We start from the raw sequence: 16340 nt of genomic DNA, 5'->3' as shown, positions 1-16340 counted from the left end.
TATGTCGCTTGTTGAGAATTTAGAAAAGCTTTCCAACGCCTGCGGTGTCGCGGGCAGAGAAAATGAAGTCAGAAACCTCATGATTGACCTGCTTAAGCCCTACACAGACCAAGTCACTGTGGACCGCATGGAGAACGTCATCGCCATAAAAAAAGGCAAAACAGACGCGCCCAAAATCATGCTTGCCGCCCACATGGACGAGGTCGGGTTACTGGTAAAAAACATAACCAAGGATGGCTTTCTCAAATTCACTAAGATGGGAGGCATAGACGACCGCATTCTTCTGGGGCAAAAAGTCAAAGTCCTCACCGAAAAAGGAACCCTACCCGCTGTAGTTGGCTCTAAACCGCCACACATCCAAAAAGAGGAGGAACGCAAAAAAATCGTGCCCTACGACGAAATGTTTCTTGACATAGGCGCCCAGAACCGCGACGACGCCAAAGCCATGGGTGTTAGGGTAGGCGACCCCGTGGCCTTTGATGTGCAGTTTGAAAAGTTAGGCAACGATAACGCGATGGGAAAGGCATTTGACAACAGGGCGGGCTGTGCGGTCATGGTGGAAGCCCTCAAACAGATAACCGAATTAGAATGCACTGTTTACGCGGTGGGCACCATTCAGGAAGAAGTAGGGTTGAGGGGCGTAGCTACAGCCGCGTTCGGCGTTGACCCTGACGCAGGCTTAGCTTTAGACGTGACCATCGCGGGCGACACGCCGGGGGTGAGAGAATTTGACACCTCCGTGAAAATGGGCAAAGGACCCGCCTTGACCGTAACGGATTCAGGCTTGATTGTTCACCCCAAAATTCTGCGTTGGCTCATCGACACCGCAACCGCAAACAACATCAGCTACCAACTTGAAACGGGGCTTATGGGCACCACCGACGCCGCCCGCATCGCGTTAACCCGACAAGGAGTACCAAGCGGAACCATATCCGTTCCCGCACGCTACATCCACAGTCCCGTTGGCATAGTCAACCTCGCGGACGTAGAAAACTGTGCAAAACTGACCGCAGCTGCAGTACAAAAAATCCAAGAACAATTCTAACTTTTCCTTCTCTTTGTTTAGCGAAACTGTTTATACCGCATTCACCAATGCTACCAGTGGGGTTAAGCTTGGAAAAAACAGACGGAAAAGAAGGCAAATTTGAGTTTCTGGAGCACACAGCAGACGCCTACATCGCCGCTTATGGAGCAACCATGGAGGAAGCCATGGGAAACGCTGCTCTTGCCATGTTTGAAGTCATGACTGACACACAAAAAATCAGCCCCGCAACAAGAGAGGAAGTTGAAGTTGAAGCAGAAGACGAATACGCTCTGCTCTACAACTGGTTGGAAGCATTGCTGGTAAAATTTGAAGTAGAAGGCAAGGTTTTTTCAAAATTCGATGTCCACAGCATTGAGCAGAGCAACGACGGATTCAAGCTTAAAGCCGCAATTTACGGAGAAAACTTTAACCCCCAAAAGCACCCGCAGAAAGTCGGCGTCAAAGCGGCAACTTACCATCAGATGGAGTTCATTAAGGAAGAAGAAAAAGTTACGTTGATGTTTTTGCTGGATATTTAGGCAAGCTTGAGTTTTTTGAGTTCGCTTACGATGTAGTCAACCACTTTTTCTGGCGGTGCCTCTAAAACGTCTGTTGTGTGTTTTATTACAGGAACATTGGAAGTTTGGTAGAACCTCAGTATTGGGCTGGTTTCACATTCATAAAGCTCAAGCCGCATTTTAATCACTGCGGGGTTATCATCGGACCGCTGATACAGTTGGCCACCGCATCGGTCACAGACCCCTTCCACTTTTGGCTTCATGAAACGCAGGTTATAGGCGGCACCGCAGTTTTTGCATATCCGACGCGAGGACAACCGTTCGATAATTATCCAGTCAGGCACAGCCAATTCAATAACAACATCAATTTTAGCAGTTTTCTCCAGAACTTCTGCCTGCGCCAAGGTACGAGGAAACCCATCTAAAATAAAGCCGCTTCCTTGTTGCATGTTTGAGATACGGTCTGCCAGCACCTCTATAACGATGGGGTCAGGCACCAAAAGCCCTGCCTCAACGTAACGTTTGATTATCCTGCCGAGAATGCTGTTTTCCTGCATCATACCCCGAAAGATGTCGCCCATTGAAATCACTTCGATCCCAAGTCGGTCTCGAAGTCTTGCGGAGTATGTTCCTTTTCCAGAGCCGGGGGCGCCGAAAATGATTGCATTCATTTTTTGCATAGCAGCCTCTAAAGGTCTTCTCCTATGAGGAGAAAACTGGTGTAATTAAGTCTTATGTGTTTACCTTACTTATTCTGAAAAGAGACTTATAAGTCGCCACCTTGAACCCTAAAAAACGCAGAATCAAAAGGGGATGCAAAAAATTCACACAAAACAAATTGGGAACAACCTGTTCCAAGTAGACCTGCAGACGGGCGGGTTCAGAAACCTCATAGCAAGCTACGTTCTTAAAGGAGAAAAAACGCTCATAGTAGAAACTGGACCAACCTCGTCTATTCCCAATTTACTTTCTGGACTTAAAGAGATACAAGTGGAACCAGAATCTGTTGCGTATGTTGCGCTCACCCACATCCACATTGACCACGGAGGAGGCGCAGGCAGTCTACTGCAGACTTTGCCCAACGCCAAAGTCATCGTTCACCGCAAAGGCGTACCCCACCTTCAAGACCCCGCCAAACTTTGGGCAGCCTCCAAACAAACACTGGGTCAAGTAGCGGAGATGTTTGGCGAACCTCAACCTGTACCCCAAGACCGCATAATTGTGGCTTCTGAATCCCAAACCTTTGACATCGGAGAAGGCGTCACGGTGCAGGCGTTGGAGACGGCAGGTCATGCCGCTCATAACTTGAGCTTTTATGAACCTATAAGTGGAGGAGTTTTTGCTGGCGACTCTGCGGGGGCATATCTGGCGGAATTTGACACTGTGGTTCCAACTACGCCGCCGCCGTTTCGTCCTGACATCGCCTTGGTTTCGCTGGATAAACTTGTCAGCCTTGACCCCAAAGTTTTGTACTATAGCCATTTCGGAAGTGCTTCTGATGCGGTTAGGCGTCTGAGGGACTATCAGAAGCAGATAACGCGGTGGCTAAGCATTGTGCAGCAAGAACTGGGGCAGGGCAAGTCGGAGGAGGACATCAGGGAAACAGTACTGAAAAAGGACTCGACAATCCGAGAGGAAGTTGTTTTGGCGCTTAAGGCAAATCCGGTTCACAAAAAAACGCTCATTGAAAACAGCTTGGCAGGGTTTGTGAACTTTGCCAGAAAAGTGCAAGCTTGAAAACGCCAAGTGTGGTCTTTTTTGTTATTTTTTTAAAAGAAGGGAATGAAACAAAAAGAAGAGGAGGGTTGTTTAGCTGTCCACGGTGGTGTAGAGCACTTGTATGTCGAAGTTGAAGCTTGTTATTTCAGGGTCGATGCCTTCGGCTACAGCTAAGGTGAGCAGTGCTTGGACGGTTTGGTCGGGTGCTAAGACATAGCTGCTGTCGATGTCCCAACTTAAATCAAAGGACGAAGAGGCTTCTTGAGGAATCCAGTTAGTTGTGGTTAAGTTCAAGGTGACGCTGGCATTACCCAAGTTCTTAATGTAAGCAATATAGCTCACTTCTTCTCCGGGCTCAATGTCACCCCAATCAATCGAAGTCAAGTTCAAGGTGCAGTCACTGTCAACGTAGATGCCTAACTCTGCAACAGTAACGTTTTCACCAACAGGGGTTCCTCCACCACCGCCCCCTGACGAAACCGCAGTAATAGACCCCGCCGAGGGTATCGCACGAAAAGTGCTAGTTACATTTATGGCTGCAGACGTGACTAAAGTTAACACTATGGCAACTGTAGCCAACGACGCTACAATAAGTAAAGGTTTCTTTTTCGTGGCTGATTGATTTTTAATAGCCAATGTTTTCCCCCAACAATCGTCTTGTATATTACGTATTAATAAACACTATTGCCTTAGTGTACTACACAAAAACACAACTAAAACCACACAAACCACCCATTCCAAACAGCAATAAACCCAAAGTGGATAACCGTTTTATATCCAAGAGCCTCTTTAACCTGTAGGTGAACAACAATGGGCGCAGATTCAAGTCGGTCACACACCAAAATCCCCGTGGAAAAAATTGACGCCTACACATGGCGTATCCCCAAATACAAAGAAGGCATGCAAGTTCCAGGCTTAGTTTTCGCCAACGACGCCCTCATGGAAAAAATGAAGACCGACCGCACTTTAGAACAGTGTGCTAACGTCGCCCACCTCCCAGGCATCTATAAAAACGCAATCACCCTTCCCGACGGCCACGAAGGCTACGGGTTCCCCATAGGCGGCGTGGCTGCAACCGACTACGAAGAAGGCGTCATAAGCCCCGGCGGCGTAGGCTACGACATAAACTGCGGCGTCCGCTTACTGAGCACCAACCTAACCGAACAAGACGTCCGCCCCAAACTGGTGGAGTTAGCAGGCACAATATTTGACAATGTTCCCTCTGGGCTGGGAAGTCGCCGAAAGGATTTCAGCGTTAGCTCCCGCGACTTAGACCAACTCGTCACCGAAGGCGTTCAGTGGCTCATAAACAAGGGCTTGGGTTGGACCGAAGATACCCAACACTGTGAAGAGCAGGGACAAATGCAAAACGCCAACCCTGACAAAGTCTCCTCCACAGCGAAAAGCCGAGGACTAAGCCAAATGGGCACCTTGGGCTCAGGCAACCACTTTCTAGAAATCCAAAAAGTCGACAAAATCTACAACCCCCAAACCGCCAAAGCGTTTGGCATCAACGAAGAAGGACAAGTTACCGTTATGATTCACTGCGGTAGCCGAGGCTACGGGCATCAGGTCTGCAGCGACTACCTACGCGTCATGGAACACGCCGTGCAGAAGTATCACATAACATTGCCTGACCGAGAACTTGCCTGTGCGCCAGGCAACAGCAAAGAAGCAACCGATTACGTGCAAACGATGGCTTGCGCCGTAAACTACGCCTTCTGTAACCGCCAAGCAATCATGCATTGGGTACGGCAAAGTTTTCAACAAGTCTACAAACAAGACCCCGAAAAGTTCGGACTAAAACTCGTCTACGACGTAGCCCACAACATCGCCAAAGCTGAAAACCACAAAATAAACGACAAAGGCAAAACCAAGAAGGTCTGGGTTCACCGCAAAGGCGCCACCCGAGCCTTCCCCGCGGGGCGCGAAGAAATCCCCCAAGACTACCGCACCTACGGCCAACCAGTGCTTATCCCAGGCAGCATGGGCACCAGCTCGTGGGTGCTTGTTGGCACGGAGAAAGCTTTGGATTTGAGTTTTGGCAGCACCGCCCACGGCGCAGGAAGAATGATGAGCAGAGCAGCAGCGAAGCGAAAGTTCTGGGGCGGCGACATCAAAACGAGTTTGGAGAAACGCGGCATCGTCGTGCGTAGTGCAAGCGCGATGGTTCTGGCTGAAGAAGCTGACCCCGCCTACAAGAACGTAGATGTCGTCGCAGAAGTTAGCGACGGGGCAGGCATCGCAACCAAAGTGGCACGGATGATTCCCCTAGCCGTAGTCAAAGGATAGATTGGACATGACGCAACAAAACGCCTCCCAAAATGACCCCTCACGAGGAAGCAAAAGAACAATCGGCGTGGTTTCCATAGCACTTATCGTAGTGCTGTTTTTGCTTCTGTTCTTCAGAATCATTGATTTTTTGGAGTGGATAATCGGCGTTGCTGCTGTATGGCTAATCGCAAACTTTCTGCTACGAAGGATAAAAAGCCGTGAGTTGACACTGTAGGCAGATTCTTCATCGGTTTTGTTTGTTTTTTGGATTAAGTTAATACCGAGCCAATTGGTAGGTAACAAAGCGGCAGAAGTGCTGTTTGAGGTTGGCGCCGTGAAAGATGAATGCGGCATCTGCAAAAGGGTTCTTTCTTACAGTCGACTGCATAAGTGTGAACGTTGCAAGAAGCTGTACTGCCGTGACTGCATGGTTGCCGACGTATCCACAGGCGACCCCACCGCCCTTCTTTGCCTAAACTGCGCCCGCCGAGTTGTCTCACCCCGAACGACCTCAAAATATGAAGGCTTAACAAAGCATCTGAAGTTCCGCGCCGCCTTCACAAGCATAGTCACACTCAGCTTTGCGCGTATTGACGGCTTAATCGGCACTAATCTGCCTATGGCGGCTTACCGTAACGAGTCATGGTGGAGTAACGCTAAATCCAGCGCCCATGCTAAAGGCTGGCTGGATGCGGGTTGGGAAGTGCAGAAAGTTAACTTGCAAGAGGGCACGGTGGTTTTTAGGAAAGTCCGCCAGCTCCCTCGACCGCCTCGAGGACGCAAAAAAAAGGTTTCAAATGAAATAACCAGACCCTTCACGCCTGTTCCTGTCCGTTCCACCAAAAAGAACCTGCCATCCAAAACGAAAGTTTCCAAATTGTATGCGCGGATTTTGAATGCAGAGCGGCAACGTAACGCAGGGTACAGTTCAGGTAAGGGCTTCAAACCTAAATCTGCCTATGAAAAACGTTTGTTTTGGTCAGACAAAAAACCGCGATAGCCTTTTTCGGTGGTTTCGGGTAAAAAAGGCAACTATGTTTCTTTGGTGTCGTGCAGTAAGTAAGGGTTTTCAAATCGGGAACGTTGTTGTTACCTTGAAAAAGATGTAGGGGAGGTAGCCATGAACTGCCTTTTTCGTCAATAACGTGTTATGTGTCCGTTTTGGTCAGGTTGCCTTTGGGGGCAGATTTTTTCTGGGCTCTTCTGCTAGCTATGAGTAATGCGATAACAGCGATAATGGAGATTGCTGCAAAGCCGATGACCACTTGAAGGATTAGAGGTACGGACGGAGTGGGGGTTTCTGCGGGGGAAGTATCGGCAGCGGGTATAATAGTTTGCGTTGGGAGGTTTGTTTGTGTCGGGGTCCAGTTTTGGGTAGGAACCGGGGTGGTGTTGTTTACGATGCCTGCGGTTGGGGCGGGCGAAGTAGGAGGCAGAGTTTCATTAGTTTGGCTTGTGGATGCAGGGTCAACGGTGATTGTTTGCGTTGCACTCCATCCGCTTAGTCCAGTCTTTTCAAAAACTGATGTGGTTTCGTTTCGCCAACAGCCCGCACTACCCGTTTGAACCGTGGTTGTTCTGTAGTAGCCTAAGAAGGCTTGAACTTGAAAATCCACTTGCCCATCTGGAGGAACGTAACCGAGCCAAATAAGGAAGCCGCCAGGATTGTTGCTTCCGTAACCAAAGTCTACGGTTGTGTAGTAGCCTTCTGAGGGAGCAAGGTTGCTTATGGAGCTGGACTCTATCCACGTGTTATCAAAGTGTCCTTTGTAGCGGACGTCGTAGTACACTTTGACTTGGCTACTGTTTATGAAGCCATAATCAGAGTAAGAGTACTGGTTTTCTATTTTTACTTCTATGAGTTTTTTCTCAACGTGATATCCGGGTTGTATGGTTTCGTTTTGGCCAGTGAAGGAGTTCACGTCGTACACTGGAGGCACATCAAAGGAGCGATCTACAAGACTAAGGGTAAAATTTGGTATTTGAGGGTTATTAAGCGCCTTAACTGCACTAAGGGAACACGAAAAAACCAGCAACCATAGCAATAGACCACAGAAGAGTAACCGTTTTTTCATTCACCCAATCCTCCTGTCAAAGCAAATACAACCACCGCCAAACCGAGGAGTTTGCCGACTTTGGAGGTTAAAACGGTCAGGGGCAAAATTGTTGCTATAAATTTTTGGTCACCCATCGCCACCATCAGGTAACCTTGGTTTAGCCCGCGTAAAAAGGGTGTTTGTAAAGAAAAACTGTGTAAAGAAAAATTTTCAAACTAACCACTCAGGCAGAGTTCAAACAGCTCTTCCTAAAAACAAGCATCAACACACAAACTACAACCATCAAAGCAAAACCCACTACAGGAGGAAATTCAGGCACTGTTGGAGAGGGAGACGCGGTCGTCATAGTTGGTGGGGATGACCGCGTCCCAGAAGGCTGAGCTGTCTGCTCTGGGTTGACAACGTCGATTTTGTTTAACGATAGCCCGTTCCCGGCAACTGCATATCCGCCATCTTGCATTTGAGTTAAGCATGTGATGCTCGCGGGGAAATTGCTTATTGTCCATTGCTCACTGCCAGTATCATCCACCTTTACTATGCCAGAGGAAGTGGCTATTGCGAAGCCACCGTCGCTTGTCTTGACCATCTCGCGAGCGATACTGGCGCCATAATATTGAGTCCATAGCTCAGTGCCATTTGCATCCGTCTTTATTATGGCAATGTTTGGTCCCCCGCCATTAGAGCGCAGCCATATCCATCCTCCCAAGGCGTAACCGCCATCAGAGGTTTGAACAACAGAACAAAGAAAATTCTTATCCTGATGATAAAAGTATTTGTCCCACTGCAGTTCTCCCTCTGAGTCCACTTTGAATAGCATATAGTCAGAGTTGGGACCTAAAGTTTGCCCTGCGATTGCAAAGCCGCCGTCTGCGGTTTGAATGAGCGAATTTGCATTACCTCCACCGTAAGTTTGGTTCCACTGAGCATTGCCATCCGAGTCAGTTTTGACAAGCCAAACTTTATTGTTCTTTCCATATTTTGGGTCATAATTTGAGCGTGCGACAAGCGCGTAACCTCCGTCGCTAGTTTGAATAAGGGCGCATGCTGCACATGTCCCCTCTCCAGCATAAGTTTGGTTCCAAACCACATTACCCAACTGATCAGTCTTTATGAGAAGAAGCTTATGATGATACTCAGCCGCAAACGCATAGCCCCCGTCTGAGGCTTGAACGAGGTATTGCCCACTATCAATGCTAAATATTGTTCCAGAGTAGCTTTGGTTCCAAAGCTCAGTTCCCTCGGAGTTGACTTTAACAAGGTAAAAAACGCCACTATAATCTACATTGTGAGGGGTCCAATCTAAGCAGAGCAAGAGATATCCTCCGTCAGTGGTTTGGATAACGTCAAGCGCTCTAGCGCCAAAACCCGAATAGGATTGGCTCCAAACAATCGACGGCACGGCTTTAGCGGTTTGACCATGCTGACTACTGGCAATCCAGCAACCAAAACCAAGGATAAAGCTACAAAAAGCCAAGCTAAAATTTTCATGGTTAGCCTCCTGCCTTTAGCTGTGATGAACCCAATTCAGTCTTACATGGGAATTTGTTCCCGGCAATTGTGAGAAAAAGGGTTTTTTTCATCCTGAAGCCACCTTGCAACGTTTACCTCGGGCAATAACGGCAAAGCTAACTGCCGCCATCAAAACTAACAAGGCTAATGGCGCGAGTTCAGGCACCGACGGCGACAGATTTGGCAACGAATCCGACGGAGAAGCGGAGACCAGCGGGGCAGACGCCGTTGGGGTTGGGGTAGGGGACACGGAGTGAAAAGAAGAAGCCGATATCGCAAACACAACACCAGGAGAGCCTAAAGGTTGCCACCCTCGGGCTACGTACAACACTTCCGTTGTAGGGCTGTATGCCATTCCGCTGGAGCCCCCTCGATAACCCAAGTTTAAGGTTGCAGTGACCTCGTGGGTTTCGTCTGACACTGCCCAAACCGTAAGATTAAGCCCATCACCAGGTACAGCAAAGAAAACGGTACCCTTACCAGAAGCATAAGCCACACTGTGTGGGCTGACGTGAGGTGCAAAAAGGGAGGCAACAACGCTGTTGTTTTCGTCTGATATAACGAGTCCACCCGCAAAAATTTCACCTCGCCCCGAATCGTACGCGATTTCTGTGGGGCGCCCCTGAACAGCTATGGTTTCAACCACAGGGACATCGGTGGGCGTTTCTGGATTAGACGCAACCACCTTGCTACAGGAGATAACCGTGACTGTGCCTGGACCACTGTCGCCAGCAGGGGAATGAGAGTTAGCGACAAAAATTAGGTCTTTGCCAGAATCGTAGGCTACACCTACCGGTTTGTCTCCTACAGTTATGGTGGCAATCACGGTGTTGTTGAAGCCGGATATGACTGAAACTGTGTTGGAGCCATAATTTGCCACAAACAGCAAGTCCCTGACGGGGTCGTAGGCTAGGCCTTTGGGTTGTAACCCTAATACAGGCACGGTGGCAACCACAAAGTAGTTACTGTCGGATATGACTGAGACGGTGTTGTCTCCTGTGTTGGACACGAAGACTCTTCCGTGAACTGAATCGTAAGCCATCCCCGTAGGGTTGACTCCGACGCTTATGTTTACTACAATCCTGTTGTTTTCCTCGGAGATGACTGAAACCCTGCCGCCGCCGTTGGCTACAAAAATTTCGCCTTTGCCAGAATCATAAACCACACCCGTAGGAGAAGGCCCCATCTCAATCGCGGCAACCACTTCAAGCGGAACACCCGTGCTAACCGCCGTCGGCGTCGGTGACGGAGACGTGTTTTTTATGCTAAAGTATACTGTTTTTGAGGCGCCTGTTTTTCCTGTGTCAGTGTCAGCGTAAACAGTTATGCAATGCGAGCCCTCGGCTAAATCTGTTAATGTCACGTTGCCAGGTATGGTTTGTTTTGTCGGGGAGTCTAGGCTGTATGAGAAATTTGACGCTGGTTTATCTATAAAAAAGCTCAACGGTACGCTGTTTGAATTATAGGTGTCGTTGCTGGGTGAATTGAGGTGGATATTTGGGAAAGCCGTATCTATGGTGAAGTAGACAATGGAGTACGCATTTAGAGTCACGATGCCATGATTGGGGTCAGTATAGTTGGTTTGGGCATAAACTTCCAGCTTGTGATACCCCTCAGAAACAGCCACAATTTTCTGGAAAAAAGAGTGGGTGGTTGACTGGTTTGCTTGTCCATCCAAACTGTAGCCAATCCACGAGGTCTTGTCATTCCAGAGGGGGTCAAGAGCGCTGGAGGATAGGTCGAAGAAAAGTGAAGGGGAGGTGTAGGTTTTGTTTTCTGGAGACGTGATTGTTATTGTCAGGTCTGTGGGAAAAAAGTTCGAGTCTACCCTCTTAACAGACAGCTCCACAGTTAAAAATGACACACCAAGCATCAAGATTGCGATTACTGCCAAGAAGTTTTGGCGATTCATGGCAATCACATAAGTATGGATTGAACTTTCCTAAAAAAAGTGTTTGTAAAGAAAACTTGTGTAAAGAAAAATGCTCCGACGCACAACAACAAACATAATTTCTTTAGATAAGTAAAAAAAGGAGTTGAATAATTTCACGACCTATTTCCTGATTCGACCAGCGATTTTTAGAGGTGAGGGTATGTTGGGTGCGGAAAGGTTCCAACTATCACGCCTCTGGTTAAGCATCATCGTTGCCACTTATGTTACTTCAAGATTAGGGAAAGAATCACCCACGTTGGAACTTCAGATACTGAAGATGAAGAGCTATCTTTCGAAGCTGGCTGCGGTGTTGGGAGAAGCGTAGAGAGATTTTGAGCAGGGCATAGAGGGCGTTTGATGTTTTGCTTATATCGAAATTAGAGAAACTGTTTCGCTATAGTCAAAATATGTATTTTGAAAAGCGCGGTAAATGGTTAAATCTGTGGGGGCATATTCCACTCTGGGAACAGCATGAATGCAGTGGCAGAGAAAGTTGCGGGTGCCCTTTTCCGTTCAGGGTGCATAAAGTTTGGCGAATTCAAAATCAAGTCCGGAGCAATTAGCCCCTACTACATTGACATGGCACGCCTGCTGGCGTCACCCAAAGACCTCTGCATCATTGCGGAGTCTGCGGCAGAAAAAATCCGACCCCTCCTCGCCTCTGAGCAGATAAACAAGCTTGCCTCCATCGAGCTGAAGGGCGCGTTGATTGTACCCAGCATCGCCTGCAAACTGGACTTGCCTTGCGTCATCGTCCGAAAAGAAGTCAAAGCCTACGGCGTCACGGGCAGAACCGCAGGCGCCGACGTGACAGAAAAAGATAACATTCTGTTTTTCGACGACGTGGTCAGCGAGGGCTTGTCCAAAATCGAGGGTGTGAAGCCGCTGCAGGAGTTGGGTGCAACCGTGAAGCATCTGCTTGTGGTGGTGAACCGTGAGCAGGGCGGGAAAGAAAATTTGGAGAAGCGGGGTTTTGAGGTGCATGCGTTAGCGAAAATCTCTGAAGTTGTCAACGCACTGGGAAAATCCGGGTACATCACGCCAGCGCAGGCGGAGTCAGTTTCTGCCTACATTAGGCGATAGCGGGTTTTAGGTAATATGCGATGATTAAGTCCGCTATTTTTGAAGAGTAGCCTGATTCTTCAAGAAGCGTTTTCAATTTGGCGATTTCTTCGGGTTCCATCCAGTTCTCCCAGCAACCAATACTTAAACCCTGAAGGGTATTTAACAGTTTACTCGATTAAAATCCCACCCAAAAAAAGGCAAACACCGTTTCAGATAACCCTATATTCGCCAAAAACGTATGTGAAACACAAAATAACGCCAAGGAAGCAGAAAACATGCAAGCAAACCCCCAAAAACAAGTTATCGAAGCGCTACAAAACCCCCAAGCCTACCCAGAAAACCCCCATCAGATCCAACTAATCCAAACCCACATATCCTACGTGTTCTTAACCGAAAACTTCGCCTACAAAATAAAAAAACCAGTAAACTTTGGGTTTTTGGATTTTGAGACTTTGGAGAAAAGGCGTTTCTTCTGCGAAAAGGAACTGCAGCTGAACAGGCGCCTCTGCCAAGACATGTACATCGAAGTTGCCCCAATAACCAAATCTTCCTCAGGCGCCATCAAAATCAAGGGCGACGGCGAAACCGTGGAGTACGCGTTGAAAATGAAGCGGATTCCTCAAGAAAAAATCATGACCAAACTCCTCGAAGAAAACCAAGTTGACACCCAACTCATCGACAACATCGCAAAAATAATCGCCCAATTCCACGTAAACGCAGAAACCAACCCAAAAATTAGCGAAATCGGCTCCGTGGCGACCGTGAAAGTCAACTGGGACGAAAACTTTGAACAAACCCAAAACGTCATAGGCAAAACCATTTCGTCTGCAGATTTTGGGTTGATTCGCAGTAAAGTGGAGCAGTTCATACAGGGAAAGAGAGGGCTGTTTGAAAAAAGAAGCCGGGAAGGCAAAGTTCGGGATTGTCATGGGGATTTGCATTCGGGAAACATTTTCGTGGCTGACCGCATCTACATTTTTGACGCCATAGAGTTTAATGAACGCTTCAGGTACAGTGATGTAGCGACGGACATGGCGTTTTTGGCTATGGATCTGGATTTTAAGGGGAGAAGTGACCTTTCGGACTTTTTCGTTCAGAAGTACGTGGAGTACTCGGGCGATGAAGAACTGCTTGAGCTTTTGGCGTTCTACAAATGCTACAGGGCATATGTGCGCGGTAAGGTCGTGGGTTTCCGCCTTAGCGACCCCAACATAGGCGAAAAAGAAAAACAGCAAGCTACAAAAGAAGCCCAAGCCTACTTCCAACTAGCCGTCCGCTACGCCCAAAAAATGTAGTTACTCAGGGAATTGAGTAGCAACCCAATCAGGAATCTGAACCGTCCCCATGACTAGGGGTTCTTGGTGGCAGTCACTTCCCCCCGTCATCAATAAACCATGCGCCTTAGCAAATTCGACGTAGTGTTTTGTTGTAGAGGGTTCGTTTCGAGAGTGCCAGCACTCCACGCCATCAAGGAAGGGCAGCAGTGAGTCGGCGATTATGGCGGTCTGTTCAGGCAGCTGCTTGGTCAAAGCCGTCAGTGAAGTGCCATGGGGGTCGTTGGGGTGTGCCAAAACCAGCCTGCCACCAGCATCCCGCACCAACTTGGAAGCATCCTCAAGATACAAAGGGTACTTGGGAACATCGCACTTCACAAGGTACTTATCGAAGGCTTCCTGCCGAGACTGAACAACCCGCTTTGTCACTAAATAATCGGCAATATGAGGCCGCCCCAAAACGCCGTCAACCGAAGCCTCAATCTCCGCAAAATCCCCCTCAGTTAGCTTCGCGGTGCCTTCTTTTTCGAATTCATCATTTAGGTTTTTCAGGATTTTGGAGGCGCGTTCCTGCCGATACTTAGCCATCAAAGCCAGCTTGCCCGTTAAGGCTTCGTCGTTGAGGTCACAGTTGTAGCCTAAGAAGTCCAGTGAAACGGATTTGCCTTCGCGGAATTTGGGATGCGAAAACGTCACGTTTAACTCGACGCCACACATGTAGCGGATGCCAACGTTTTTGGCGGCGTTTACGGCGTGGGCTTGGCAGGCAATCGAGTCGTGGTCTGTAATCGACAAAAACCCGATGCCCAGTCGTTTGGCTTCAGCCATGATTTCGTTTACGCTGAATTTGCCGTCGGAACATTTGGAGTGAACATGCAAGTCAATTATCATACGCGTGCGCCCAATTATCGTTTATCTACCCTGATGATGACCCATTGGTCTTTTTTGTCGCAGCAAGTATCAACCAGCACATGCGTTACCTGCAGCAGGTGGTACAGGTTTTTCAGGTCATCCAAATCTACGGGTTCAAACGTGTTCTTGTTGGCGAGATAAGCCTCTTCAGTGAGGGCGTTGGATTCATATTTTTCTGCAGTTCGTTTTCCAATCCGGCAAAGAGAAATCTCTTGCGAACAGGTGGTGTGCATGATGACGAAGTTCAAATTGTTTTTTGCTGCAATCTCCGCTGCTCGCCGCCGTAGCTCCTGTGTCACAAACGTGGCGTCCAAAATGATTCCGCTCTCATGTTTTTTGGCAAGTGTATCAGCGCGTCGGAAAAGTTCATCGTAGACGGATAGTCGTTTGTTCATGTCGCCTGCGACTTTGGTGTCCATTATGTCTTGGTTTTTTAGAACTTCCAACCTAATCAGGTCACTACGCAGAACAGTGTAACCCTTGATTTTGGCGATATCCTGAGCGACTACGGTTTTGCCGCTTGCAGGCAAACCGCATGTGATAAGTAACGTGTTTGGGTCAAGGTGGAATTTGACGTATTCAGCGAAAGTTTCCTTCAATTCTTAACCCCATCTGGCTATGAGAAGGCTGTATAATTAAGTTTTTCCAAGCGGGCGTTTTCAAAGCCAAATAGTCATCAGCAAAGAATTGGAGCTTGCTTGGCGTCTTCAGGTCCTGAAGTAAATTCTAAATAGGGTGTTTCACGATTTGTGTGTAAAGAAGGGCAACAAAATGGAAGAATTCAAAGTTAAAGATAAATCATTAGCGCCTCAAGGTAAACTGCAAATTGAGTGGGCAGCAGCGCACATGCCGGTGCTTAGCCAAATTAAAGCTCGGTTCCTAAAAGAAAAACCATTCACCGGACTCACTTTAGGAGCGTGCCTGCACGTAACTAAGGAAACTGCCGTGCTCATGGAAACCCTACTTGCAGGCGGAGCCAACGTAGTTCTTTGCGGGTCAAACCCTCTCTCCACCCAAGACGACGTTGCAGCCGCTCTTGCAGATGAAGGTGTGCATGTTTTTGCTTGGCGAGGACAAAACACCCAAGAATATTATGACTGCATTGACAAAGTACTTGACTACCAGCCAGAAATAACGTTAGACGACGGCGCAGACCTTGTCGGCACATTGCACAGCAAACGGCCCCAGCAGATTAGCAAGGTGAAGGGGGGCACGGAAGAGACAACCACAGGCGTGGTGAGGCTCCGAGCCATGGAGAACGATGGCAGCCTCAAATACGCCATCATAGCCGTTAACGACGCGTACACTAAGTACCTGTTTGACAACCGCTACGGCACTGGACAAAGCACCATAGACGGCGTTCTGAGAGCCACCAGCGTCCTGTTGGCAGGCAAAAACTTTGTGGTTGGAGGCTACGGTTGGTGCAGCAGGGGCATCGCCATGCGCGCACGCGGCTTAGGGGCCAACGTCATCGTGACTGAAGTTATCCCCACAAAAGCGTTGGAAGCAGCCATGGAGGGTCTGCGGGTTATGCCCATGAGCCAAGCAGCTGAAATAGGGGACATATTTGTGACGGCAACAGGCGACATAAGCGTCATTCGAGGCGAGCACATGCAAAAAATGAAGGACGGCGCCATTATTGCGAACAGTGGGCATTTTAACGTGGAGATATGCATCAAAGACTTGGAGGCGCTTTCTAAAGCTAAAAGAACCATCCGCCCCAACATGGAAGAATACACGCTGCAAGATGGCAGAAGACTTTACTTGCTGGCTGAAGGAAGATTAGTTAATTTGTCCGCTGCAGAAGGGCACCCCTCTGAAGTTATGGATTTGTCATTTGCTAACCAAGCTTTGTGCGCTGAAAACATTGTCAAAACGGGCAAGATGGAACCCAAAGTTTACACTGTGCCTAAACAGATTGATGAAAACGTGGCGGAGCTTAAACTAAAATCAATGGGCATCAACATCGACACTTTAACTGAGGAGCAACAGAAATACCTGTCAACGTGGGAAATGGGAACGACATAAATTGAAAGAGCACCAGTCGATTTTCAC

16 protein-coding genes are annotated in these 16340 nt (G+C 48.3%); 9 read left to right on the top strand and 7 right to left on the bottom strand.

The window, feature by feature from the left end; genetic code table 11:
- Position 1: 1 nt before the first annotated feature.
- Both ACBZ72_13115 and ACBZ72_13110 read left to right on the top strand, forming a co-directional pair.
- Positions 2-1045, top strand: coding sequence for a M42 family metallopeptidase (locus ACBZ72_13115; protein XES77095.1), 1044 nt, complete (start codon positions 2-4; stop codon positions 1043-1045).
- 68 nt (positions 1046-1113) lie between these two features.
- Positions 1114-1563, top strand: coding sequence for an archease (locus ACBZ72_13110; protein XES77094.1), 450 nt, complete (start codon positions 1114-1116; stop codon positions 1561-1563).
- Here ACBZ72_13110 and ACBZ72_13105 read toward each other — a convergent pair.
- Positions 1560-2222 carry an adenylate kinase family protein gene (locus ACBZ72_13105; GenBank protein ID XES77093.1) on the bottom strand — a complete coding sequence of 221 codons (663 nt, stop codon included), beginning with the start codon at positions 2220-2222 and terminating at the stop codon, positions 1560-1562. The genes ACBZ72_13110 and ACBZ72_13105 overlap by 4 nt on opposite strands.
- 133 nt (positions 2223-2355) lie before the next feature.
- On the opposite strand from ACBZ72_13105, the gene ACBZ72_13100 reads away from it, so the two are divergent.
- Positions 2356-3279, top strand: a complete 924-nt coding sequence (locus ACBZ72_13100; protein ID XES77092.1) for an MBL fold metallo-hydrolase — start codon at positions 2356-2358, stop codon at positions 3277-3279.
- A 72-nt stretch (positions 3280-3351) separates the two neighbouring features.
- On the opposite strand, the gene ACBZ72_13095 is transcribed toward ACBZ72_13100, so the two are convergent.
- Entirely contained in the window at positions 3352-3897 is a 546-nt protein-coding gene (locus tag ACBZ72_13095; protein ID XES77091.1) for a hypothetical protein, read from the bottom strand.
- 174 nt (positions 3898-4071) lie between these two features.
- On the opposite strand from ACBZ72_13095, the gene ACBZ72_13090 reads away from it, so the two are divergent.
- Genes ACBZ72_13090 through ACBZ72_13080 form a run of 3 tightly spaced genes read left to right on the top strand, consistent with a single transcriptional unit; the run spans position 4072 to position 6535 of the window.
- Positions 4072-5553, top strand: coding sequence for an RtcB family protein (locus tag ACBZ72_13090; protein XES77090.1), 1482 nt, complete (start codon positions 4072-4074; stop codon positions 5551-5553).
- 7 nt (positions 5554-5560) lie between these two features.
- On the top strand, positions 5561-5770 hold the full coding sequence (locus ACBZ72_13085) for a hypothetical protein (protein XES77089.1): 210 nt from the start codon (positions 5561-5563) through the stop codon (positions 5768-5770).
- A 54-nt stretch (positions 5771-5824) separates the two neighbouring features.
- Complete coding sequence (locus tag ACBZ72_13080) at positions 5825-6535, top strand: hypothetical protein (protein ID XES77088.1); 711 nt, start codon at positions 5825-5827, stop codon at positions 6533-6535.
- A 148-nt stretch (positions 6536-6683) separates the two neighbouring features.
- Here the strand turns inward: ACBZ72_13080 and ACBZ72_13075 are convergent, their stop codons facing one another.
- The 3 genes from ACBZ72_13075 to ACBZ72_13065 all read right to left on the bottom strand — a co-directional run bounded on the left by ACBZ72_13075 (position 6684) and on the right by ACBZ72_13065 (position 11013).
- Complete coding sequence (locus ACBZ72_13075) at positions 6684-7466, bottom strand: hypothetical protein (GenBank protein ID XES77087.1); 783 nt, start codon at positions 7464-7466, stop codon at positions 6684-6686.
- 349 nt (positions 7467-7815) lie between these two features.
- A complete protein-coding gene (locus tag ACBZ72_13070) occupies positions 7816-9066 on the bottom strand; it encodes a hypothetical protein (GenBank protein ID XES77086.1) in 1251 nt (416 codons plus the stop codon).
- Positions 9067-9168: 102 nt separating this feature from the next.
- Positions 9169-11013 (bottom strand): YncE family protein, encoded by a 1845-nt coding sequence (locus ACBZ72_13065; protein ID XES77085.1) that lies wholly within the window; start codon positions 11011-11013, stop codon positions 9169-9171.
- Positions 11014-11505: 492 nt separating this feature from the next.
- On the opposite strand from ACBZ72_13065, the gene ACBZ72_13060 reads away from it, so the two are divergent.
- A complete protein-coding gene (locus ACBZ72_13060) occupies positions 11506-12117 on the top strand; it encodes an orotate phosphoribosyltransferase (GenBank protein XES77084.1) in 612 nt (203 codons plus the stop codon).
- Positions 12118-12374: 257 nt separating this feature from the next.
- Positions 12375-13394, top strand: coding sequence for a hypothetical protein (locus ACBZ72_13055; protein ID XES77083.1), 1020 nt, complete (start codon positions 12375-12377; stop codon positions 13392-13394).
- Here the strand turns inward: ACBZ72_13055 and ACBZ72_13050 are convergent, their stop codons facing one another.
- Both ACBZ72_13050 and ACBZ72_13045 read right to left on the bottom strand, forming a co-directional pair.
- A complete protein-coding gene (locus ACBZ72_13050) occupies positions 13395-14264 on the bottom strand; it encodes a PHP domain-containing protein (protein XES77082.1) in 870 nt (289 codons plus the stop codon).
- 14 nt (positions 14265-14278) lie between these two features.
- Positions 14279-14884 (bottom strand): AAA family ATPase, encoded by a 606-nt coding sequence (locus ACBZ72_13045; GenBank protein XES77081.1) that lies wholly within the window; start codon positions 14882-14884, stop codon positions 14279-14281.
- Between the two features lie 172 nt (positions 14885-15056).
- Between ACBZ72_13045 and ACBZ72_13040 the strand changes: the two genes are divergently transcribed.
- On the top strand, positions 15057-16313 hold the full coding sequence (locus ACBZ72_13040) for an adenosylhomocysteinase (GenBank protein XES77080.1): 1257 nt from the start codon (positions 15057-15059) through the stop codon (positions 16311-16313).
- Positions 16314-16340 lie beyond the last annotated feature (27 nt).

This window comes from Candidatus Bathyarchaeia archaeon (assembly GCA_041447175.1).
In the GTDB taxonomy this organism is placed as follows: Archaea; Thermoproteota; Bathyarchaeia; order Bathyarchaeales; family Bathycorpusculaceae; genus JADGNF01.
This window is presented reverse-complemented; position numbering and strand designations above follow the sequence as displayed.

Bases quoted from the DNA above. Each gene is read 5' to 3' on its own strand.
- ACBZ72_13105 (XES77093.1), bottom strand. From the start codon at position 2,222: ATGCAAAAAATGAATGCAATCATTTTCGGCGCCCCCGGCTCTGGAAAA.
- ACBZ72_13085 (XES77089.1), top strand. From the start codon at position 5,561: ATGACGCAACAAAACGCCTCCCAAAATGACCCCTCACGAGGAAGCAAA.
- ACBZ72_13065 (XES77085.1), bottom strand. From the start codon at position 11,013: ATGAATCGCCAAAACTTCTTGGCAGTAATCGCAATCTTGATGCTTGGT.
- ACBZ72_13060 (XES77084.1), top strand. From the start codon at position 11,506: ATGAATGCAGTGGCAGAGAAAGTTGCGGGTGCCCTTTTCCGTTCAGGG.
- ACBZ72_13050 (XES77082.1), bottom strand. From the start codon at position 14,264: ATGATAATTGACTTGCATGTTCACTCCAAATGTTCCGACGGCAAATTC.
- ACBZ72_13090 (XES77090.1), top strand. From the start codon at position 4,072: ATGGGCGCAGATTCAAGTCGGTCACACACCAAAATCCCCGTGGAAAAA.
- ACBZ72_13100 (XES77092.1), top strand. From the start codon at position 2,356: ATGCAAAAAATTCACACAAAACAAATTGGGAACAACCTGTTCCAAGTA.
- ACBZ72_13115 (XES77095.1), top strand. From the start codon at position 2: ATGTCGCTTGTTGAGAATTTAGAAAAGCTTTCCAACGCCTGCGGTGTC.
- ACBZ72_13040 (XES77080.1), top strand. From the start codon at position 15,057: ATGGAAGAATTCAAAGTTAAAGATAAATCATTAGCGCCTCAAGGTAAA.
- ACBZ72_13055 (XES77083.1), top strand. From the start codon at position 12,375: ATGCAAGCAAACCCCCAAAAACAAGTTATCGAAGCGCTACAAAACCCC.